Annotated in this window: 13 protein-coding genes; 8 read left to right on the top strand and 5 right to left on the bottom strand. The window is 57.6% G+C overall.

Features of this window, described 5'->3' with window-relative positions; translation table 11 throughout:
* Nucleotides 1-102 precede the first annotated feature (102 nt).
* Nucleotides 103-1,509, bottom strand: a complete 1,407-nt coding sequence (gene glnA, locus NOR51B_RS04985) for a glutamate--ammonia ligase (RefSeq protein WP_009019428.1) — start codon at nt 1,507-1,509, stop codon at nt 103-105.
* A gap of 411 nt (nt 1,510-1,920) precedes the next feature.
* Between glnA and gpmI the strand changes: the two genes are divergently transcribed.
* The 4 genes from gpmI (at nt 1,921) to NOR51B_RS04965 (ending at nt 6,827) form a co-directional block, all read left to right on the top strand.
* Nucleotides 1,921-3,462, top strand: a complete 1,542-nt coding sequence (gpmI, locus tag NOR51B_RS04980) for a 2,3-bisphosphoglycerate-independent phosphoglycerate mutase (RefSeq protein ID WP_009020259.1) — start codon at nt 1,921-1,923, stop codon at nt 3,460-3,462.
* 21 nt (nt 3,463-3,483) lie between these two features.
* Nucleotides 3,484-4,650 (top strand): murein hydrolase activator EnvC family protein, encoded by a 1,167-nt coding sequence (locus NOR51B_RS04975; protein ID WP_040481798.1) that lies wholly within the window; start codon nt 3,484-3,486, stop codon nt 4,648-4,650.
* 63 nt (nt 4,651-4,713) lie between these two features.
* Nucleotides 4,714-6,072, top strand: coding sequence for a S41 family peptidase (locus NOR51B_RS04970; protein ID WP_009019821.1), 1,359 nt, complete (start codon nt 4,714-4,716; stop codon nt 6,070-6,072).
* Entirely contained in the window at nt 6,069-6,827 is a 759-nt protein-coding gene (locus tag NOR51B_RS04965) for a divergent polysaccharide deacetylase family protein (protein WP_009019973.1), read from the top strand. Before NOR51B_RS04970 ends, NOR51B_RS04965 begins: the two co-directional genes overlap by 4 nt.
* Here the strand turns inward: NOR51B_RS04965 and hisF are convergent.
* From hisF to hisB, 4 genes are read right to left on the bottom strand one after another with little or no spacing between them, the layout of a single operon-like run.
* Nucleotides 6,803-7,576 (bottom strand): imidazole glycerol phosphate synthase subunit HisF, encoded by a 774-nt coding sequence (gene hisF, locus NOR51B_RS04960; RefSeq protein WP_009019666.1) that lies wholly within the window; start codon nt 7,574-7,576, stop codon nt 6,803-6,805. The genes NOR51B_RS04965 and hisF overlap by 25 nt on opposite strands.
* Nucleotides 7,576-8,319, bottom strand: a complete 744-nt coding sequence (hisA, locus tag NOR51B_RS04955) for a 1-(5-phosphoribosyl)-5-[(5-phosphoribosylamino)methylideneamino]imidazole-4-carboxamide isomerase (protein WP_040481797.1) — start codon at nt 8,317-8,319, stop codon at nt 7,576-7,578. Before hisA ends, hisF begins: the two co-directional genes overlap by 1 nt.
* A complete protein-coding gene (gene hisH / locus NOR51B_RS04950) occupies nt 8,313-8,963 on the bottom strand; it encodes an imidazole glycerol phosphate synthase subunit HisH (protein ID WP_009020483.1) in 651 nt (216 codons plus the stop codon). Before hisH ends, hisA begins: the two co-directional genes overlap by 7 nt.
* Before the next feature lie 4 nt (nt 8,964-8,967).
* Nucleotides 8,968-9,576: an imidazoleglycerol-phosphate dehydratase HisB gene (hisB, locus tag NOR51B_RS04945; RefSeq protein WP_009019284.1), complete on the bottom strand. Its 609-nt coding sequence runs from the start codon at nt 9,574-9,576 to the stop codon at nt 8,968-8,970.
* Nucleotides 9,577-9,681: 105 nt separating this feature from the next.
* Here hisB and mutY point away from each other — a divergent pair, with 105 nt between their 5' ends.
* Genes mutY through NOR51B_RS04925 form a run of 4 tightly spaced genes read left to right on the top strand, consistent with a single transcriptional unit; the run spans nt 9,682 to nt 15,300 of the window.
* A complete protein-coding gene (gene mutY, locus NOR51B_RS04940; protein ID WP_009020494.1) occupies nt 9,682-10,773 on the top strand; it encodes an A/G-specific adenine glycosylase in 1,092 nt (363 codons plus the stop codon).
* Nucleotides 10,770-11,042 (top strand): oxidative damage protection protein, encoded by a 273-nt coding sequence (locus tag NOR51B_RS04935; RefSeq protein WP_009020522.1) that lies wholly within the window; start codon nt 10,770-10,772, stop codon nt 11,040-11,042. Before mutY ends, NOR51B_RS04935 begins: the two co-directional genes overlap by 4 nt.
* A gap of 50 nt (nt 11,043-11,092) precedes the next feature.
* On the top strand, nt 11,093-12,184 hold the full coding sequence (locus NOR51B_RS04930) for an efflux RND transporter periplasmic adaptor subunit (protein ID WP_009019792.1): 1,092 nt from the start codon (nt 11,093-11,095) through the stop codon (nt 12,182-12,184).
* Nucleotides 12,181-15,300, top strand: coding sequence for an efflux RND transporter permease subunit (locus NOR51B_RS04925; protein ID WP_009020866.1), 3,120 nt, complete (start codon nt 12,181-12,183; stop codon nt 15,298-15,300). The genes NOR51B_RS04930 and NOR51B_RS04925 overlap by 4 nt, the downstream gene beginning before the upstream one ends.
* Nucleotides 15,301-15,315 lie beyond the last annotated feature (15 nt).

The following is a 15,315-nucleotide window of genomic DNA, read 5'->3' as shown; positions in this document are numbered from 1 at the left end:
CACCATAATGGTGCAAAGCGCCAGCAGGCCTCGCCGTTACGTAGCGACCCGATGACAAAAAAGCCCGCAACCGCGGGCTTTTTTGTGGCTTATCTCAGTGGGTCAGACCGAGTAGTACATATCGAACTCAACCGGGTGAGTAGTCATGTCCAGACGCTCGACTTCTTCCGACTTCAGCGCGATGTAACCGTCGATCATATCGTCGGTGAATACGCCACCGCGGGTAAGGAATTCACGATCCGCATCGAGAGCTTCAAGCGCCATGGTCAGGCTGCTGGCTACCGTGGGAATCGCTTTACCTTCCTCTGGGGGCAAGTCGTAGAGATCCTTGTCCGCTGCTTCACCGGGGTGGATCTTGTTCTGGATACCATCAATGCCCGCCATCAGCATGGCAGCGAAGGCAAGATAGGGGTTCGCGGTTGGATCTGGGAATCGCACCTCGACACGCTTGCCTTTGGGCGAGGGCTCGTAGGGAATACGAATCGACGCCGAGCGGTTGCGCGCGGAGTAGGCGAGCATTACGGGGGCTTCGAAACCCGGAACCAGGCGCTTGTAGCTGTTGGTAGATGCATTGGTAAATGCATTCAATGCGCGGGCGTGCTTGATAATGCCGCCAATGTAGTAAAGTGCGGTCTCCGAGAGCCCCGCGTAACCTTCGCCGGCGAAGGTATTGTCACCACCGTTGGCAATGGACTGGTGGACGTGCATACCCGACCCATTATCGCCAACCAGCGGCTTGGGCATAAACGTGGCCGTCTTGCCGTAAGCGTGTGCGACGTTGTGCACGCAGTACTTCATGATCTGTACTTCGTCGGCCTTGGCCACCAGGGTGTTAAACCTGACGCCGATTTCACACTGACCAGCAGTGCCTACCTCGTGGTGATGTACCTCGATGGAAAGACCCATTTGCTCCATGGCACCACACATGGCGGCGCGGATGTCATGCAGTGAATCGACCGGTGGAACCGGGAAATAACCGCCTTTAACGCCGGGGCGGTGCCCGGTGTTACCGTCATCATAATGGTGGTTGGAAGACCAGGCCGCTTCATCAGAGGCAATAGCGTAGCCAGCACCGCTCATATCCGAGTGCCACTTGACGTCGTCAAAGACGAAGAACTCGGGCTCGGGGCCAAAGTACGCTGTATCACCGATACCGGTCGATGCCAGGTACTCTTCAGCGCGCTTGGCGACACTGCGCGGATCGCGCTCGTAGCCCTGCATGGTGGTGGGCTCAACGACATCGCACCGCACAATGATAGTAGCGTCGTCAGTAAACGGATCGAGTACCGAAGAGGTGTCGTCGGGCATGAGAATCATGTCGGACTCGTTGATACCCTTCCAGCCCGAAATTGACGACCCGTCAAACATCTTACCGTCTTCAAAGAATCCGTCGTCGACTTCGCTGGAGGGGATGCTGACGTGCTGTTCCTTACCACGTGTATCAGTAAATCGCAGGTCGACCCAGCGAACATCGTTATCTTTGATCAGAGTGAGCGTGCGCTCAGACATGGTTTCCTCCAGGGAATATCAGTGGCCGGTGAACGACCGTTGCTAGTTGCGAACGCCACACCTGGGCATTCAATTTGCACTCACAGCATAGAGCAAAGCACATGCCAAGTTGATCGTTTTTGGTGCTTTCTCACAAATGCTTGATTTATTTAATATTTTTCCAATACTTTTCTATTTAAATCCCCTATTGGTGCATTTTTTCGCACCGATACAGGTCGCTGCGCACCTTATAGGTGCACAGCGACCGCGACTAGACGGTAGGATGCCGCCGGATTTGCCGCCGTCATGATTCCGGACTTGTCGCGCAAACCGTAAAGCAGCGGCGTTCTCGATGGCATTACCGATTTCACGCTCCGACGGCACCGCGGTACACTCTGCAACCTTTCCCGAAAACCGCCCGCGAAAACACCCATGACTAACGCCGATATCAGCAAAAAGACCACCGTACTTATGATTCTCGATGGTTTTGGTCATCGCACTTCGGAAGATCACAATGCGGTCCGCGCTGCCAATACTCCCGTTCTTGATCGCCTTTGGCAGGAGGCACCACACAGCCTCGTGTCCGGCTCAGGTCTTGATGTGGGATTGCCGGAGGGGCAGATGGGAAACTCGGAAGTCGGACACATGAGTCTGGGGTCGGGTCGAATTATTTATCAATCGATTACCCGGATTGACAAAGCATTGAAAGACGGTTCTTTCGAGACCAATTCAGCTTACACCGACGCCATTGACAGCGCCGTGTCCGGGAACAAAGCGGTACATATTCTGGGGCTGCTCTCCCCAGGTGGGGTTCACAGCCATGAGAACCACCTGTTTGCAGCCCTGCGCCTGGCCGCCAGCAGGGGCGCGCGCGAGGTTTATCTGCACGCCTTCCTCGATGGCCGGGACACACCACCGCGTAGCGCCAGGGCCTCCCTGCAAGCCGCCGAGGCGGTTTTCGACGAGTTGGGCACGGGTCGAATCGCGACTATTCATGGGCGGTACTGGGCCATGGACCGCGATAACCGCTGGGATAGAATCGAGCGCAGTTATCGATTGCTCACCAGTGGCGATTCGGAAGCCAGCGCCACCGATGCACTCAGCGGGCTTGATCAGGCTTATGAGCGGGGTGAAAACGACGAATTCGTAACACCCACCGCCATCGGTGAATCCGCCGTTATTAATGATGGCGATGCCGTTTTATTTATGAATTTCCGGGCTGATCGCGCCCGCCAACTCAGCGAGGTTTTTCTCAGCGCCGACTTTTCCGGTTTCCAGCGGACTCACTGGCCTAAGTGCCATTTCGTAACCACAACCGAGTACGCGTCCTCCCTCCCGTGTCCCGTGGCCTTTCCCCCGGATAACGTCATCGACAGCCTCGGCGAAATAATTGCAAAGGAGGGTAAGACCCAATTACGTATAGCAGAGACCGAAAAGTATGCCCATGTCACCTTCTTCTTCAGCGGCGGCAGGGAGTCCGAGTTCGACGGTGAGACCCGAAAGCTCATCCCCTCCCCCGATGTTGCCACCTACGATCTGCAACCTGAAATGAGCGCCCGCGAGGTAACCGATCAGCTTGTCGAGGCGATCGAATCCCGTAGCTACGATTTTATCGTGGTTAACTTCGCCAACGGCGATATGGTCGGGCATACCGGTGTTTACCCCGCGGCCATCAAAGCGGTCGAAGTACTCGACGAGTGTATCGGGCGCGTAGAGAAAGCATTGCTGGCGACCGGTGGAGAAGGACTGGTTACCGCAGACCACGGCAATTGTGAGCAAATGCTCGATTACGACAACCAACAACCACACACCCAGCACACAACCGAGCGCGTGCCCTTTATCTATATCGGTGCGCGCGCCGCTGAACTTTCGGCGAAGCCCGGTATTCTTGCCGATATTGCTCCCACGGTGCTTGAACTTATGGGGCTACCACAACCGCTGGCAATGACGGGCGAAAGCCTGCTGCATCGCTGACAACAGCACAACGCACTCCCTGTGAAAGCCTCCCCGCCAAGCCGCTCCCTGTTTTCTTGCCTTCTCCTCGCGCTGGTGCTTGGCATCGCCCTGTCCGAGATGGTGCTGGCCGATGATGAGCAGGCCACAGCGGATCAACTCGAGCAGCTAAAGTCCGAAATCAAAAAAATCCAGCAACGAATGCAGGCACAGGAAGATCAGCGTGATGCCCTGCAGGTCAGTCTCCGGGAGACGGAGCTTGATATCAATCGCCTCGACAAACAGTTGGCGAGGGTGGCCAAATCGATCGATGCAGAGACCAGCAAACTTGAGCGTCTGGAGTCAGAACGTATACAACTGGAAGACGAAGTCACCGCCGAAAAAGAGGCGCTTAACAGCGATTTACGCAATCTCTGGTCGCTACAACAGGGCGGCGGTCTTCGTATCCTGTTCGGTGATCAGGAGCCCCAGCGCGTTGCGAGAAATCTCGCTTATTACGAACTACTGCTCGACTCCCGGGGCGAACAAATCGCGCGTCTGCGCGGACTGGCGGAAAAGCTGGCGGCCAATGCGAGTGCTATCAGGGTGACGCGGGACGCCCTCGACTCCGACCGGCGTCAACTGGCCTCCCAGCGCGACAGGTCTCAGGCACTGAGAAAGAAGCGCGAGCAAACGGTAGCTGAAATCGAGCGCCAGATCGGTCGCGATGGCGATCGCATGGCCAAACTCGAGGGAGATCGCAAGCGGCTGACCAACCTGCTCAGCCAACTGAAGAGCGCGGTCCCGGTGATGAAGGCACCGGGAGATTATCCTCCGTTCGTAAAATCCCGCAGCGCTATCAAGCGTCCCGTCGACGGTAAGCCACGTAATCGCTTCGGCGAACAGCGCAATGCCGGCAATATGCGCTGGCGCGGATGGATAATTCCCGCCCGAGGCGGCGCTGACGTCAAGGCCATTTACTTCGGACGGGTCGTTTATGCCGACTGGCTGCGGGGCCATGGCTTGCTGCTGATCATCGATCATGGGGACGGCTGGCTCAGCCTCTATGGTCAGAACCGAACATTGCAAAAGCAGGTGGGAGATTGGGTAAGTCCCGACGACACCATCGCCACGGTGGGCGCCAGCGGTGGGGCTATTTTTCCGGCGCTCTATTTTGAGATCCGCAAGGACGGCGATCCGGTTGATCCCGGGAAGTGGGTTCCGGGCTAGCAGGAACTATCGCCACAATCGGGTAACATAACGCTTCGCCTGTTCCGGGAGATAACCGTTTCAATGCAAAATCTGCGAAAAACATTCGCGTTTCTTTCTGCAGCTGCCTTTTTGGGCGGCAACGCGATACACGTCCAGGCTCAGGACGGTGACGAAATGCCGTCACCAGAGATCCGTGAACACAGCACAATGCCGCCAGAATCGGCGCTGCCGCTTCAGGAGCTGCAGATGTTTGCCGATGTGTTCAATCAGATTCGTCAGGGCTATGTCGAAGACATCGATGACAGCACGCTGTTCGAGTACGCGGTCCAGGGAATGCTCACAGGTCTTGATCCGCATTCGGTGTACCTGAATAAAGCCGACTACGACGATTTACAGACCACCACCGAGGGCGAATTTTCGGGGCTGGGCATCGAGATCGGTAAAGAAGGTGCCTATATTAAAATCGTATCGCCGATTGACGGCTCCCCCGCCGAAGAAGCCGGGCTGCAGGCCGGCGATATCATTCTCAAACTCGACGGCACCCCCGTTAAAGGCCTGACGTTAAACGAGGCCGTCGACATCATGCGCGGCCCGACCGGCAGTGACCTGACCCTTGAAATTGGTCGCCCCGGGGAACCACAGCCCTTCGACGTTACCGTTACCCGGGATGTTATCAAGGTGGCGAGCGTGCGCAGTCGGCTGCTCGCTCCGGGCTATGGCTATCTGCGTATCGCTCAATTCCAGCGCAATACGGGTGAAGATGTCGCCAACGCGCTCGCCAGGCTGCAGAGCGATTCGGCACTCGAGGGCCTGGTTCTGGATTTACGCAACAACCCCGGCGGCGTATTGGGCGCAAGTGTCGATGTCGCCGGCGCATTCCTTGACGGGGGGCTTGTGGTGTACACCGAGGGCCGCCATCGCTCTGCCAAGGAAAGGTTTGAGGCCAATTCGGGGGACGCGTTGGGAGGTGCTCCGATTGTGGTCCTGATCAATGGGGGCTCCGCCAGCGCCTCTGAAATCGTTGCTGGCGCGCTTCAGGACCGCGCCCGTGGCATTGTTATGGGTACACGCAGTTTTGGTAAAGGGTCGGTACAAACCGTGCTTCCGGTCTCGGAAAACCGGGCGGTTAAACTCACCACCGCACTCTATTACACCCCCGAGGGTCGCTCGATTCAGGCAGAGGGAATCGTGCCCGATATCGTCGTTGAGCGGGCCAAGGTGACCAGCATTGAGAGCACGCGGCGCATTAAGGAATCAGACCTGGCGGGCCGTCTCGATGGTGGCAGCGACGTTCTCGACACCGAGAGCGAATCCATCGCCGCACTCCAGGAAACCGACAATCAGCTCTACGAGGCGCTGACCATGCTGCGCGGCGTCAACCTCCTCGCTGGGCGCCAAAAGCCCGCGGAAACGCTGGCAGCGGAAGCCATTGACGAGTGAAGTACCGTGTCCTCGGGCTCGCGCTGGCGCTGTTTGCACCGATAGCTACCGCGTGTAACGAGGTCAGTCACCCGAGGCTTGCCATTATTATCGATGACCTCGGCTACTCCCTGAATCGCGGCCTCGATGCCGCTAATTTACCCGCTCCATTGACGCTATCGATTATCCCCCATACCCCGCACGCTCACTCAATCGCCACGGTCGGCGTGGAACAGGGCAAGGAAATCATGGTGCATATGCCCATGGAATCGACCAAGGTGCCACCTTCGGATCCGGTTGTCCTCACCACCGCGCTGGCCGATGACGATTTTGAGGCCACTATCGACGCCGCCCTGCTATCCGTACCCGGCGCCACCGGCGTTAACAACCATATGGGAAGCAAACTGACGACCAATCGCCCGTTAATGGAGCGATTCATGGCTCGCGTACTGGATAACTCGATGTTTTTTATCGACTCACGCACCACCGCCGAGTCAGTGGCCGCGGACGTGGCAACAGCCATGGCCGTACCCAATACGGAGCGCTCGGTTTTCCTCGATAACACCCGCGATCCGGTGCAGATAGAAAATCAACTGCTGGAGGCTGTCAGCATCGCCCTACATGCGGGTGACGCCGTCGCCATTGGTCATCCTTATCCCGAGACTCTCAAGGTGTTGGCGCAGGCATTGCCGCGCTTACCCAGTGCGGTACAACTCGTGCCCGCCTCGGCCTTGACCGGGTGCCGCCTTCCTCAGCGCCTGACTTCGATTCCCTGATTCGCCATAAAGTCCTTGGCTTCGGGAATCGTGTGATCGCCAAAGTGAAAAATGCTGGCTGCGAGTACCGCGTCAGCACCCCCTTCGGTGATCCCATCGGCGAGGTGCTGCAGCGTGCCCACGCCTCCGGAGGCAATAATAGGGATATCCACCGCGTCACTGATCATGCGGGTTATGGTCAGCTCAAACCCATCGCGGGTGCCATCGCGATCCATACTGGTTAGCAGTATCTCTCCGGCGCCCAACTCAGCCATCCTGCGCGCCCAGGACACGGCTTCAAGACCGGTCGGGTTGCGCCCACCATGGGTGAACAGCTCGTATCGGGGAGTGCCGTCAGCCTGATTGACGCGCTTCACGTCCATGGCGACCACGATACACTGGGAACCAAAGCGCGCAGCAGCGTCAGCCACCAGGGTGGGCTCGTGGATCGCCGCCGTATTGATGCTGACCTTGTCCGCCCCCGCATTAAGCATGGTACGGATATCATCGACACTTCGAATACCGCCGCCCACCGTCAGGGGAATAAACACCTCATGGGCCATTTGTTCCACCGTATGCACGGTGGTATCCCGGCCTTCATGGCTGGCGGTGATATCGAGAAAGGTCACCTCATCGGCGCCCTGCTCGTTATACCGTTTCGCGATTTCTACCGGGTCACCGGCGTCCCTGATCCCGACAAAGTTGACGCCTTTGACAACCCGTCCGCAGTCGACGTCGAGACAGGGGATGATTCGTTTTGCGAGTCCCATTATTCCGGGTCGATCATACGGTCGGCGAGAGCCTGCGCCTCGGCAAGGTCGAGGGTTCCCTCGTAAATCGCGCGACCCGTGATCGCGCCCGATATACCTTCCCGGGCATGGTTGGCGAGGGCGCGAATGTCATCGATATGGGTAATGCCACCCGAGGCGATAATCGGGATTGAAGTGGATCGCGCCAACGCCACCGTTTCCTCGACATTGACACCCTGCATCATGCCGTCTCGAGCGATATCCGTGTAGATAATGCCGCTGACACCGTGGGTCTCAAAGCGCTTCGCCAGCTCGCTTGCGCGAACATCGCTGACCTCCGCCCACCCGTCGGTCGCCACCATACCCTGCTTGGCATCGATACCGACGATAATGCGGCCTGGAAACTCGCGGCAGGCGACGCGAACAAAGGCCGGCTGCTTGACTGCCAGCGTGCCAATAATCACCGAGCTGACGCCGGCGGCGAGATACCGTTCGATCACTGCCAGATCCCGTATGCCACCACCGATCTGGATAGGAAGCTCGGGTAGCTCGGCGGCAATCGCTTCAACCGCTGCAGCATTAACCGGCTCACCCTCAAAAGCCCCGTTCAAATCCACCAGATGCAGACGCCGTGCGCCCTCAGCGGCCCAACGTCTGGCAGTGGCGACCGGGTCCTCGGAAAAAACCGTGGAATCCTCCATAAGCCCCTGTCGCAGACGCACACAGTGGCCGTCTTTCAGGTCAATCGCTGGTATTACTAGCATGATCCATCCCACGCCAAGAAGTTGGAGAGCAGTCGCAAACCGGGAGTGTGGCTTTTCTCGGGATGAAACTGAACGGCAAACAAGTTATCACGGGCCAGCGCTGCACAAGCATTTACGCCGTAGTCGAACCGGCCGCATACAACAGCGTCATCGTCCGGATCCACGTAATAGCTGTGCACAAAATAGAACCGGGTTTGATCCTCGATACCGTCCCACAGCGCATGCGGTACAACCTGGGTAACCTGGTTCCACCCCATATGGGGCACCTTGAGGCGCTCGCCATCGGCAGTTTGATGGTGGGCGCCAAAATAGCGCACCTGCCCCGGAATCAGATTCAGGGTATCGACCCCGTTATTTTCTTCGGAGTGGGTCATCAGCGCCTGCATACCGACACAGATCGCCAGCACGCGCTTGTCAGGGTCATCCAACGCGCTCTTCAGGAGCTGGTCGCAGCCCAGTCGGCGAATTTCATGCATGCAGTCGCGGATGGCACCCACACCCGGGAACACCACGTGATCCGCCGCGGCGATAGCTTTGGGATCATTGCTGACCACCACCTCATCGGCGCCAGCACAGGTCAATGCACTCGCCACCGAGTGCAGGTTCCCCATGCCGTAATCGATTACCGCCACCCGGGTCGTCACCGGCTCACAGTACTCCCTTGGTAGACGGGGTTACCCCAGCCATCCTCGGATCTTCCGCGAGCGCCATTCGCAAGGCGCGGCCAAAGGCCTTGAAGACCGTCTCGGCCTGATGGTGCGAGTTGTGTCCGCGAAGGTTGTCGATATGCAGCGTCACACCGGCGTGATTGACAAAGCCCTGGAAGAACTCCACAAACAGATCGACATCAAAAGTGCCAATCATCGCCCGCGTAAAAGGAACGTGGTAGGTCAGCCCCGGTCGGCCTGAAAAATCGATAACCACCCGTGACAACGCCTCATCGAGAGGCACATAAGCGTACCCGTAGCGAACCAGCCCCTTTTTGTCACCGACCGCCTCGGCAAAGGCCTGGCCAAGGGTGATGCCTATATCCTCGACGGTGTGGTGGGCATCAATGTGCAAATCGCCCTGGGCATTGACGGTCAGGTCCATCATGCCGTGGCGCGCAATCTGGTCGAGCATATGCTCGAGAAACGGAACCCCCGTGTCGAACTGCACCGCGCCCGTGCCGTCGAGGGTGAGATCGACCTGAATTTGGGTCTCGAGGGTATCCCGCCTGATACTCGCGCTACGTTTTGAAGATGGGTTTTCGGTCATGATTCGCTCCCAGGCGATGAAGGCACACCCATCGCGTTACACTAGGCGGCGAATTGTATAGAAAGTCGTGTCCCGAATCATCGCGAATGCGACCGGGCTTATCACGTGAATACTTTACATCCTACCGACCGTACCCTGGCGAGTCGCCTGCTCAATTGGTTTGACGACCACGGGCGAAAAGATCTGCCCTGGCAGACCGACACCACGCCCTATCGAGTCTGGATCTCGGAAATCATGCTGCAACAAACCCAGGTTGCGACCGTGATTCCCTATTACGAGCGCTTCATGGGTGAATTTCCCACCGTGGAGGCACTGAGCGCGGCGCCCGAGGACGATGTGCTCAAGCTATGGAGCGGGCTGGGCTATTACGCCCGGGCTCGGAACCTGCACCGCGGCGCGAAGATGGTCACCGGGGATCTGGGGGGCGAATTTCCCGACACCGTCGATGGATTGTGTACGCTCCCGGGGATTGGCCGGTCCACGGCGGGGGCCATTATCAGTATCGCCATGGGCGGGCGCGCACCCATTCTCGATGGGAATGTGAAGCGGGTATTGGCCCGTCATCACGCAGTGGACGGCTGGCCCGGCAAAAGCGGGGTCGCCGCAGAGCTCTGGGGCCACGCCGAGGCGCACACGCCCAACACCCGCGTTGCCGATTACACCCAGGCGATCATGGATCTTGGCGCCACACTGTGCACGCGCCGGCGGCCACAATGCCTGGTATGCCCCCTGGTTGACACCTGCCATGCGGGCAGGGCCGGTGATCCCGAGCAATATCCGGGCAAGAAGCCAAAACGTACAACGCCGACCCGGTCTGCATTTTTTGCACTGGTGGTCGACCACACCGGAGCGGTACTTTTACAAAAAAGACCACCAAGCGGGATATGGGGCGGCCTGTGGTCGCTGCCCCAGAGCCCGGACCGCGGGGAACTCGAAAACCTGGCGCAGCGGTTTGGTGTGGTGGACCCGGAGGTCGAGCAATTACCCATGATTGAGCATACCTTCAGCCATTTCCGGCTAGCGATTACACCGCTGCGAATCCGGCTCAGCACCGCCCATACATCCGTTTCCGAGCCCACCGAGTATAAATGGCACCAATTTACCCAATCACTGCCTGGGGGGATCCCCGCGCCGGTCGCCAAACTGCTGGCCGAACAGGGGCACTTGCCCAACACCTCGCAGGGAGATAAAGCGTGAGCAGAACAGTTTTTTGTCGGCGATATCAGGCGGAGCTCGAGGGTCTTGAACGGGCGCCCCTGCCCGGCCCCAAAGGCCAGGAGATCTTTGATTCGATATCGAAAAAGGCCTGGCAGGAATGGCAGGCGCATCAGACCATGCTGATCAATGAAAAGCACCTGAGCCTCATGGACCCGGAGGCCCGCCAGTATTTACAGCGGGAAATGGACAAGTTCTTCGCGGGCGAGGAATACGATAAAGCAGAGGGCTATGTGCCGCCTGCACAGTAGCGACATCACGCCATGACACCCAAGCATCAACACCTTTTTAGAGACACACAATGCGAATTCTAGCCTGGCTTATCACCCTATCCGTCTGTGTGGTCGTTACGATCGCCCTTGGCGGCATCAAGTATTTGCAGATTTCGTCGGCGATGGCTGCCGCTGCGGCGTTCCCACCCCCCTATGAGACGGTAACCGTGGCCCAGGTGGAAGAGACCGACTGGACACCCGTCAGGCGACTCACCGGCACGGTCCGAGCACCCCAGTTTGTCAATCTGGTCGCCGATGAGACCGGGCGCATCATTGAGCTGCCGCATCCTGCAGGCAGTGTGGTCGAAGCCGGCGACGTCTTGCTCAAATTGTTTGATGAAGATCTGACAGCGCAGCGTGAGGCTGTAGCCGCAGAACAAAAATTGGTCAGCACCCAGCTCAAGCGCATCGAGCAGCTGAAAAGTCAGTCACTGGCATCCCAGGATCAATTTGACACGCTAATGGCGCGATCCCAGTCACTGCAGGCGCAGGGGGCAGCCCTTGAAGCCCGGATGCGTCGCCTTGTGATAAGAGCGTCCTTCGCGGGCAGGTTGGGCATTTATACCCAGTCGGTTGGTGACATCATGCAGGACGGTGAGTTCCTGACGACACTCACGGGCTTGGAGGACGAGCGCTGGATCGATTTCAAGGTGCCGCAGGGCGTTGCCATGGTCCGCGAGGGGGATACGGTACGCATCTTCGATATCGATGATCAACTGGTTGGCGAGGCAACCGTGATGGCGGTAGCCGATGCATTGACCGCTGGTATTCGCGCCTTTGATGTTCGAGCGAAGATTACCGGGCCGGCGCTTCGCCATGGGGAGCTGGTATACGTCGAAGTTCGCAGTGGTCGGAACAGGAATGCCTTCCGCGTACCCAATAACTCGGTCCGGTGGAACATGGACGGGCCACATGTCTTCGAAATCATCGATGCCGAGCCCGACTCCTTCCAGGACCACACGGCGGTGTTAAGGAAAGTCTCTGTTCTCGGCGAGCAAAACGGTGAGATATTTCTGGTAGGCGATATTGAGGGTGGCGACAGGATCGCTGTTCAAGGTGCGTTTAAACTGTATGAAGGCGCACTGGTCGCCGTTGCAAGCCCAGCGAGGTCGGGAAAATGAGTACTAACGAAGAATTGATTGCGCCGGAAAACAAGCCGCGCTGGACCGATATATTTGTTAACCGCCCCGTGGTTGCCGTGGTGCTTTCTTTCGGGCTATTACTCGCAGGCATCAAGTCCGCCATCGATCTCCCGGTCATCGAATTTCCCGTCATTGAGAGTACTTCGCTGGAAATTCGCACCGCCTATCCCGGTGCCAGTGCGGAAACCGTTCGCGGCTTTGTCAGTGAGCCCATTGAGCGGGTTGCCGGCAGTATCCCCGGTGTTGACTATGTCGAGTCGCTCACGACCAGTGGCTCGAGTCTGGTAACCGTCTGGTTGGAACTCAATGAGAGCAGTACTGATGCCCTTGCGGAACTTTCCACCCGACTCAGCCAAATTCGATTTGAACTCCCCGATGGCACCGAAGACCCGGCGATCGAGGTAGTTCGCGCGGACAGCCCCTACGCCAGCTACTATTTGGCCATCGCCATACCCGAAAATCGTACGCCTGCAGAGGTTACCGATCTCATGCAGCGAGACGTCTTGCCGCGTCTTACCGCGGTGGAGAACGTCCAGCGAGCCCTCAATACGGGCATACCGGCCGCGATGCGAATCTGGCTCGACCCGCTACGGATGGCGGCTTTGGATGTCGACGCTTCTGACGTCCAAAATACCCTGCGACGCAATAATGTGATCGGCACCGTGGGTCGAACCAAAAACAGCGACCAGCAGATTGATTTACAGATCAATACCACTGCCCGTAATGCCGAAGACTTTGCCCGAATGCTGGTGAAGCGCGAAAACGGTGTCGAGGTGCGACTCGGCGACGTCGCACGTATCGAACCTGGATCCATGGAGATTTCACTTCTCGGGCGGTTTACTCACGACAAGGTGATCTGGGTAGGCATTTATCCGGTGCCCGGCAGTTCTGAGATCGAAGTCGCCGACGGCATTTACGAGGCGGTCGAAGATATCAATAAAACACTTCCCGATGACCTTGAAATTTTCATCGGATACGACGTTACCGACTATATGCGTAATGCCCTGAGCGAAATTGCTATCACCCTTGGTGAGACCATTATTTTGGTCGGCTTGGTCGTTGTAGCGCTGATGGGCTCGTTCAGAACCGCCCTAGTACCCTTGTTGACCATTCCCATATCCCTGTTGGGTGCCACAGCCGCCATGATGTTGCTGGGCTTTTCCCTTAATCTTTTGACCATTCTCGCTATCGTGTTGTCGGTGGGGCTGGTGGTTGATGACGCTATCGTCGTGGTCGAGAACGTGGCGCGCAACCTGCGCGAAGGTATGAGTAGAAAAGAAGCGGCAATGGCTTCATCGAGACGGCTGCTTTCACCGATTATCGCGATGACACTCACCCTTGCCGTGGTCTACGCGCCCATTGGATTCCTCTCAGGCCTGACCGGCGTGTTGTTCCGCGAGTTTGCATTCACCCTGGCAGTCGCTGTACTGATCTCCGGATTCGTCGCGATAACGCTCTCTCCCATTATGAGCGCCTGGGTCTGTCCCGATAGCGGCCACGAGTCGGCGTCGACCCGCTTCGTCAACAATCGCTTCGACAAAACCGCTGAACTCTACAGCCGGGTGGTCGACTGGGCACTACGCTACCGCAAGCAATTGATTACAGCCGGCGTATTTTTTAGTTTGCTCTGCCTGCCTCTCTATATGTTCTCGCTCAAGGAACTCGCACCCATTGAAGACCAGGACGGGTTTACCATCGTGGTCGATGCAGCACCTGAGTCAGCGATCGACAATTCACTGTTAGGGTTTGAGAGTGTGGTCGACATGATGTCGGACTACCCCGAAGCGACGAGCACATGGCAAATCATACTCCCGTCCGGCGGGTTTGGTGGTCAGGATTTTGTTCCATTTGAAGACCGCGACCGCTCCATCCAGGAGTTAATTCCGGAAATATATTCGGATATGAAATCCCTGCCGCGGGTGAATGCGTTCCCGGCGGCCGACAGCAGTCTGCCTACCGCCGGTCAGTTTGATGTTGAGATCGCCATTACCTCATCGGATAGCGCCGAAGAAATGCTTCCCCATGCCCAGGCCATGGTTAACGCCGCAAGAGAGTCCGGCATGTTTATGTTTGCTGACACTGACTTGCGAGTAGACCTCGTTCAGGGCCAGTACATTATCGACAAGCAGCGGGTGTCCGATCTTGGGATGGATCTTTCTGAAGTTGCCGGTCAACTGGGGTTGATGGCCTCTGAGGGTTACGTCACCCGTTACGATGATCGCGGACGCGCCTACCGTGTTATCCCGATGCTGGCGGAAAATCAGCGATCATCACCGGAAACGTTGCTGGATATGCCTATCCGAATTCCATCGGGTGATTTAGTGCCTTTGGGAACACTGGTCACTTTGGAACGCGCCACCGGGCCACGGGCGCTGATTCGCTTCCAGCAAAAAAACGCGTTCAAGGTTTACGGTGGGGTCATACCGGGCATCACCAAAGAACAGGCGCTCGCGCATCTCGAGAAAAAAGCCGAGGAGTTGTTGCCGCCCGGCTACATGGTCGACTACACCGGTGAATCCCGTGAAATTCGTAGCGAAGGCAACACCATGCTGAGCGTTTTAATGATCTCGACGGTGCTGGTGTTCTTTGTTCTGGCCATTCAGTTCAACAACTTTCGGGATCCGCTCATCATTTTGCTTGGCTCGGTGCCACTGGCGCTGTTCGCGGCGCTGGTCATCACCTTTGTCGGCCTGAGTACCATCAATATTTATTCGCAGGTCGGCCTGATTACCCTGGTGGGGCTGGTCGCGAAAAATGCCATTCTCATTGTTGAATTCGCCAACCAGGCGCAAATCTCGGGCCTTAATAAGTTCGACGCCATCCGCGCCGCTGCAGAAGCTCGCTTAAGGCCGGTGTTGATGACCACAGGAGCTACCGTACTCGGTCACTTCCCGCTCGTGCTGGTAACAGGCGCCGGGGCCGAAGCGCGCAACAGCATCGGCTTCATCCTGGTCGTGGGCATGTTGATCGGAACCCTGTTCACTCTCGTGATGCTACCCGCGATTTATGCCACCTTCAGTGCTGATCATGCTCCTGAGACCGCAAAAAGCGACGCCACGTGGACAGCGGGGGACGAGGTGCCCAGCGCGACTTGACGGCAGCGGCCGCCA

It is taken from the genome of Luminiphilus syltensis NOR5-1B, from assembly GCF_000158175.1.
Taxonomy (GTDB): domain Bacteria; phylum Pseudomonadota; class Gammaproteobacteria; order Pseudomonadales; family Halieaceae; genus Luminiphilus; species Luminiphilus syltensis.
This window is presented reverse-complemented; position numbering and strand designations above follow the sequence as displayed.

Coding starts and splice junctions, on each gene's coding strand:
- glnA (WP_009019428.1), bottom strand. CDS start 1,509: ATGTCTGAGCGCACGCTCACTCTGATCAAAGATAACGATGTTCGCTGG.
- NOR51B_RS04970 (WP_009019821.1), top strand. CDS start 4,714: ATGCAAAATCTGCGAAAAACATTCGCGTTTCTTTCTGCAGCTGCCTTT.
- NOR51B_RS04925 (WP_009020866.1), top strand. CDS start 12,181: ATGAGTACTAACGAAGAATTGATTGCGCCGGAAAACAAGCCGCGCTGG.
- hisA (WP_040481797.1), bottom strand. CDS start 8,319: ATGCTAGTAATACCAGCGATTGACCTGAAAGACGGCCACTGTGTGCGT.
- hisB (WP_009019284.1), bottom strand. CDS start 9,576: ATGACCGAAAACCCATCTTCAAAACGTAGCGCGAGTATCAGGCGGGAT.
- hisF (WP_009019666.1), bottom strand. CDS start 7,576: ATGGGACTCGCAAAACGAATCATCCCCTGTCTCGACGTCGACTGCGGA.
- NOR51B_RS04930 (WP_009019792.1), top strand. CDS start 11,093: ATGCGAATTCTAGCCTGGCTTATCACCCTATCCGTCTGTGTGGTCGTT.
- gpmI (WP_009020259.1), top strand. CDS start 1,921: ATGACTAACGCCGATATCAGCAAAAAGACCACCGTACTTATGATTCTC.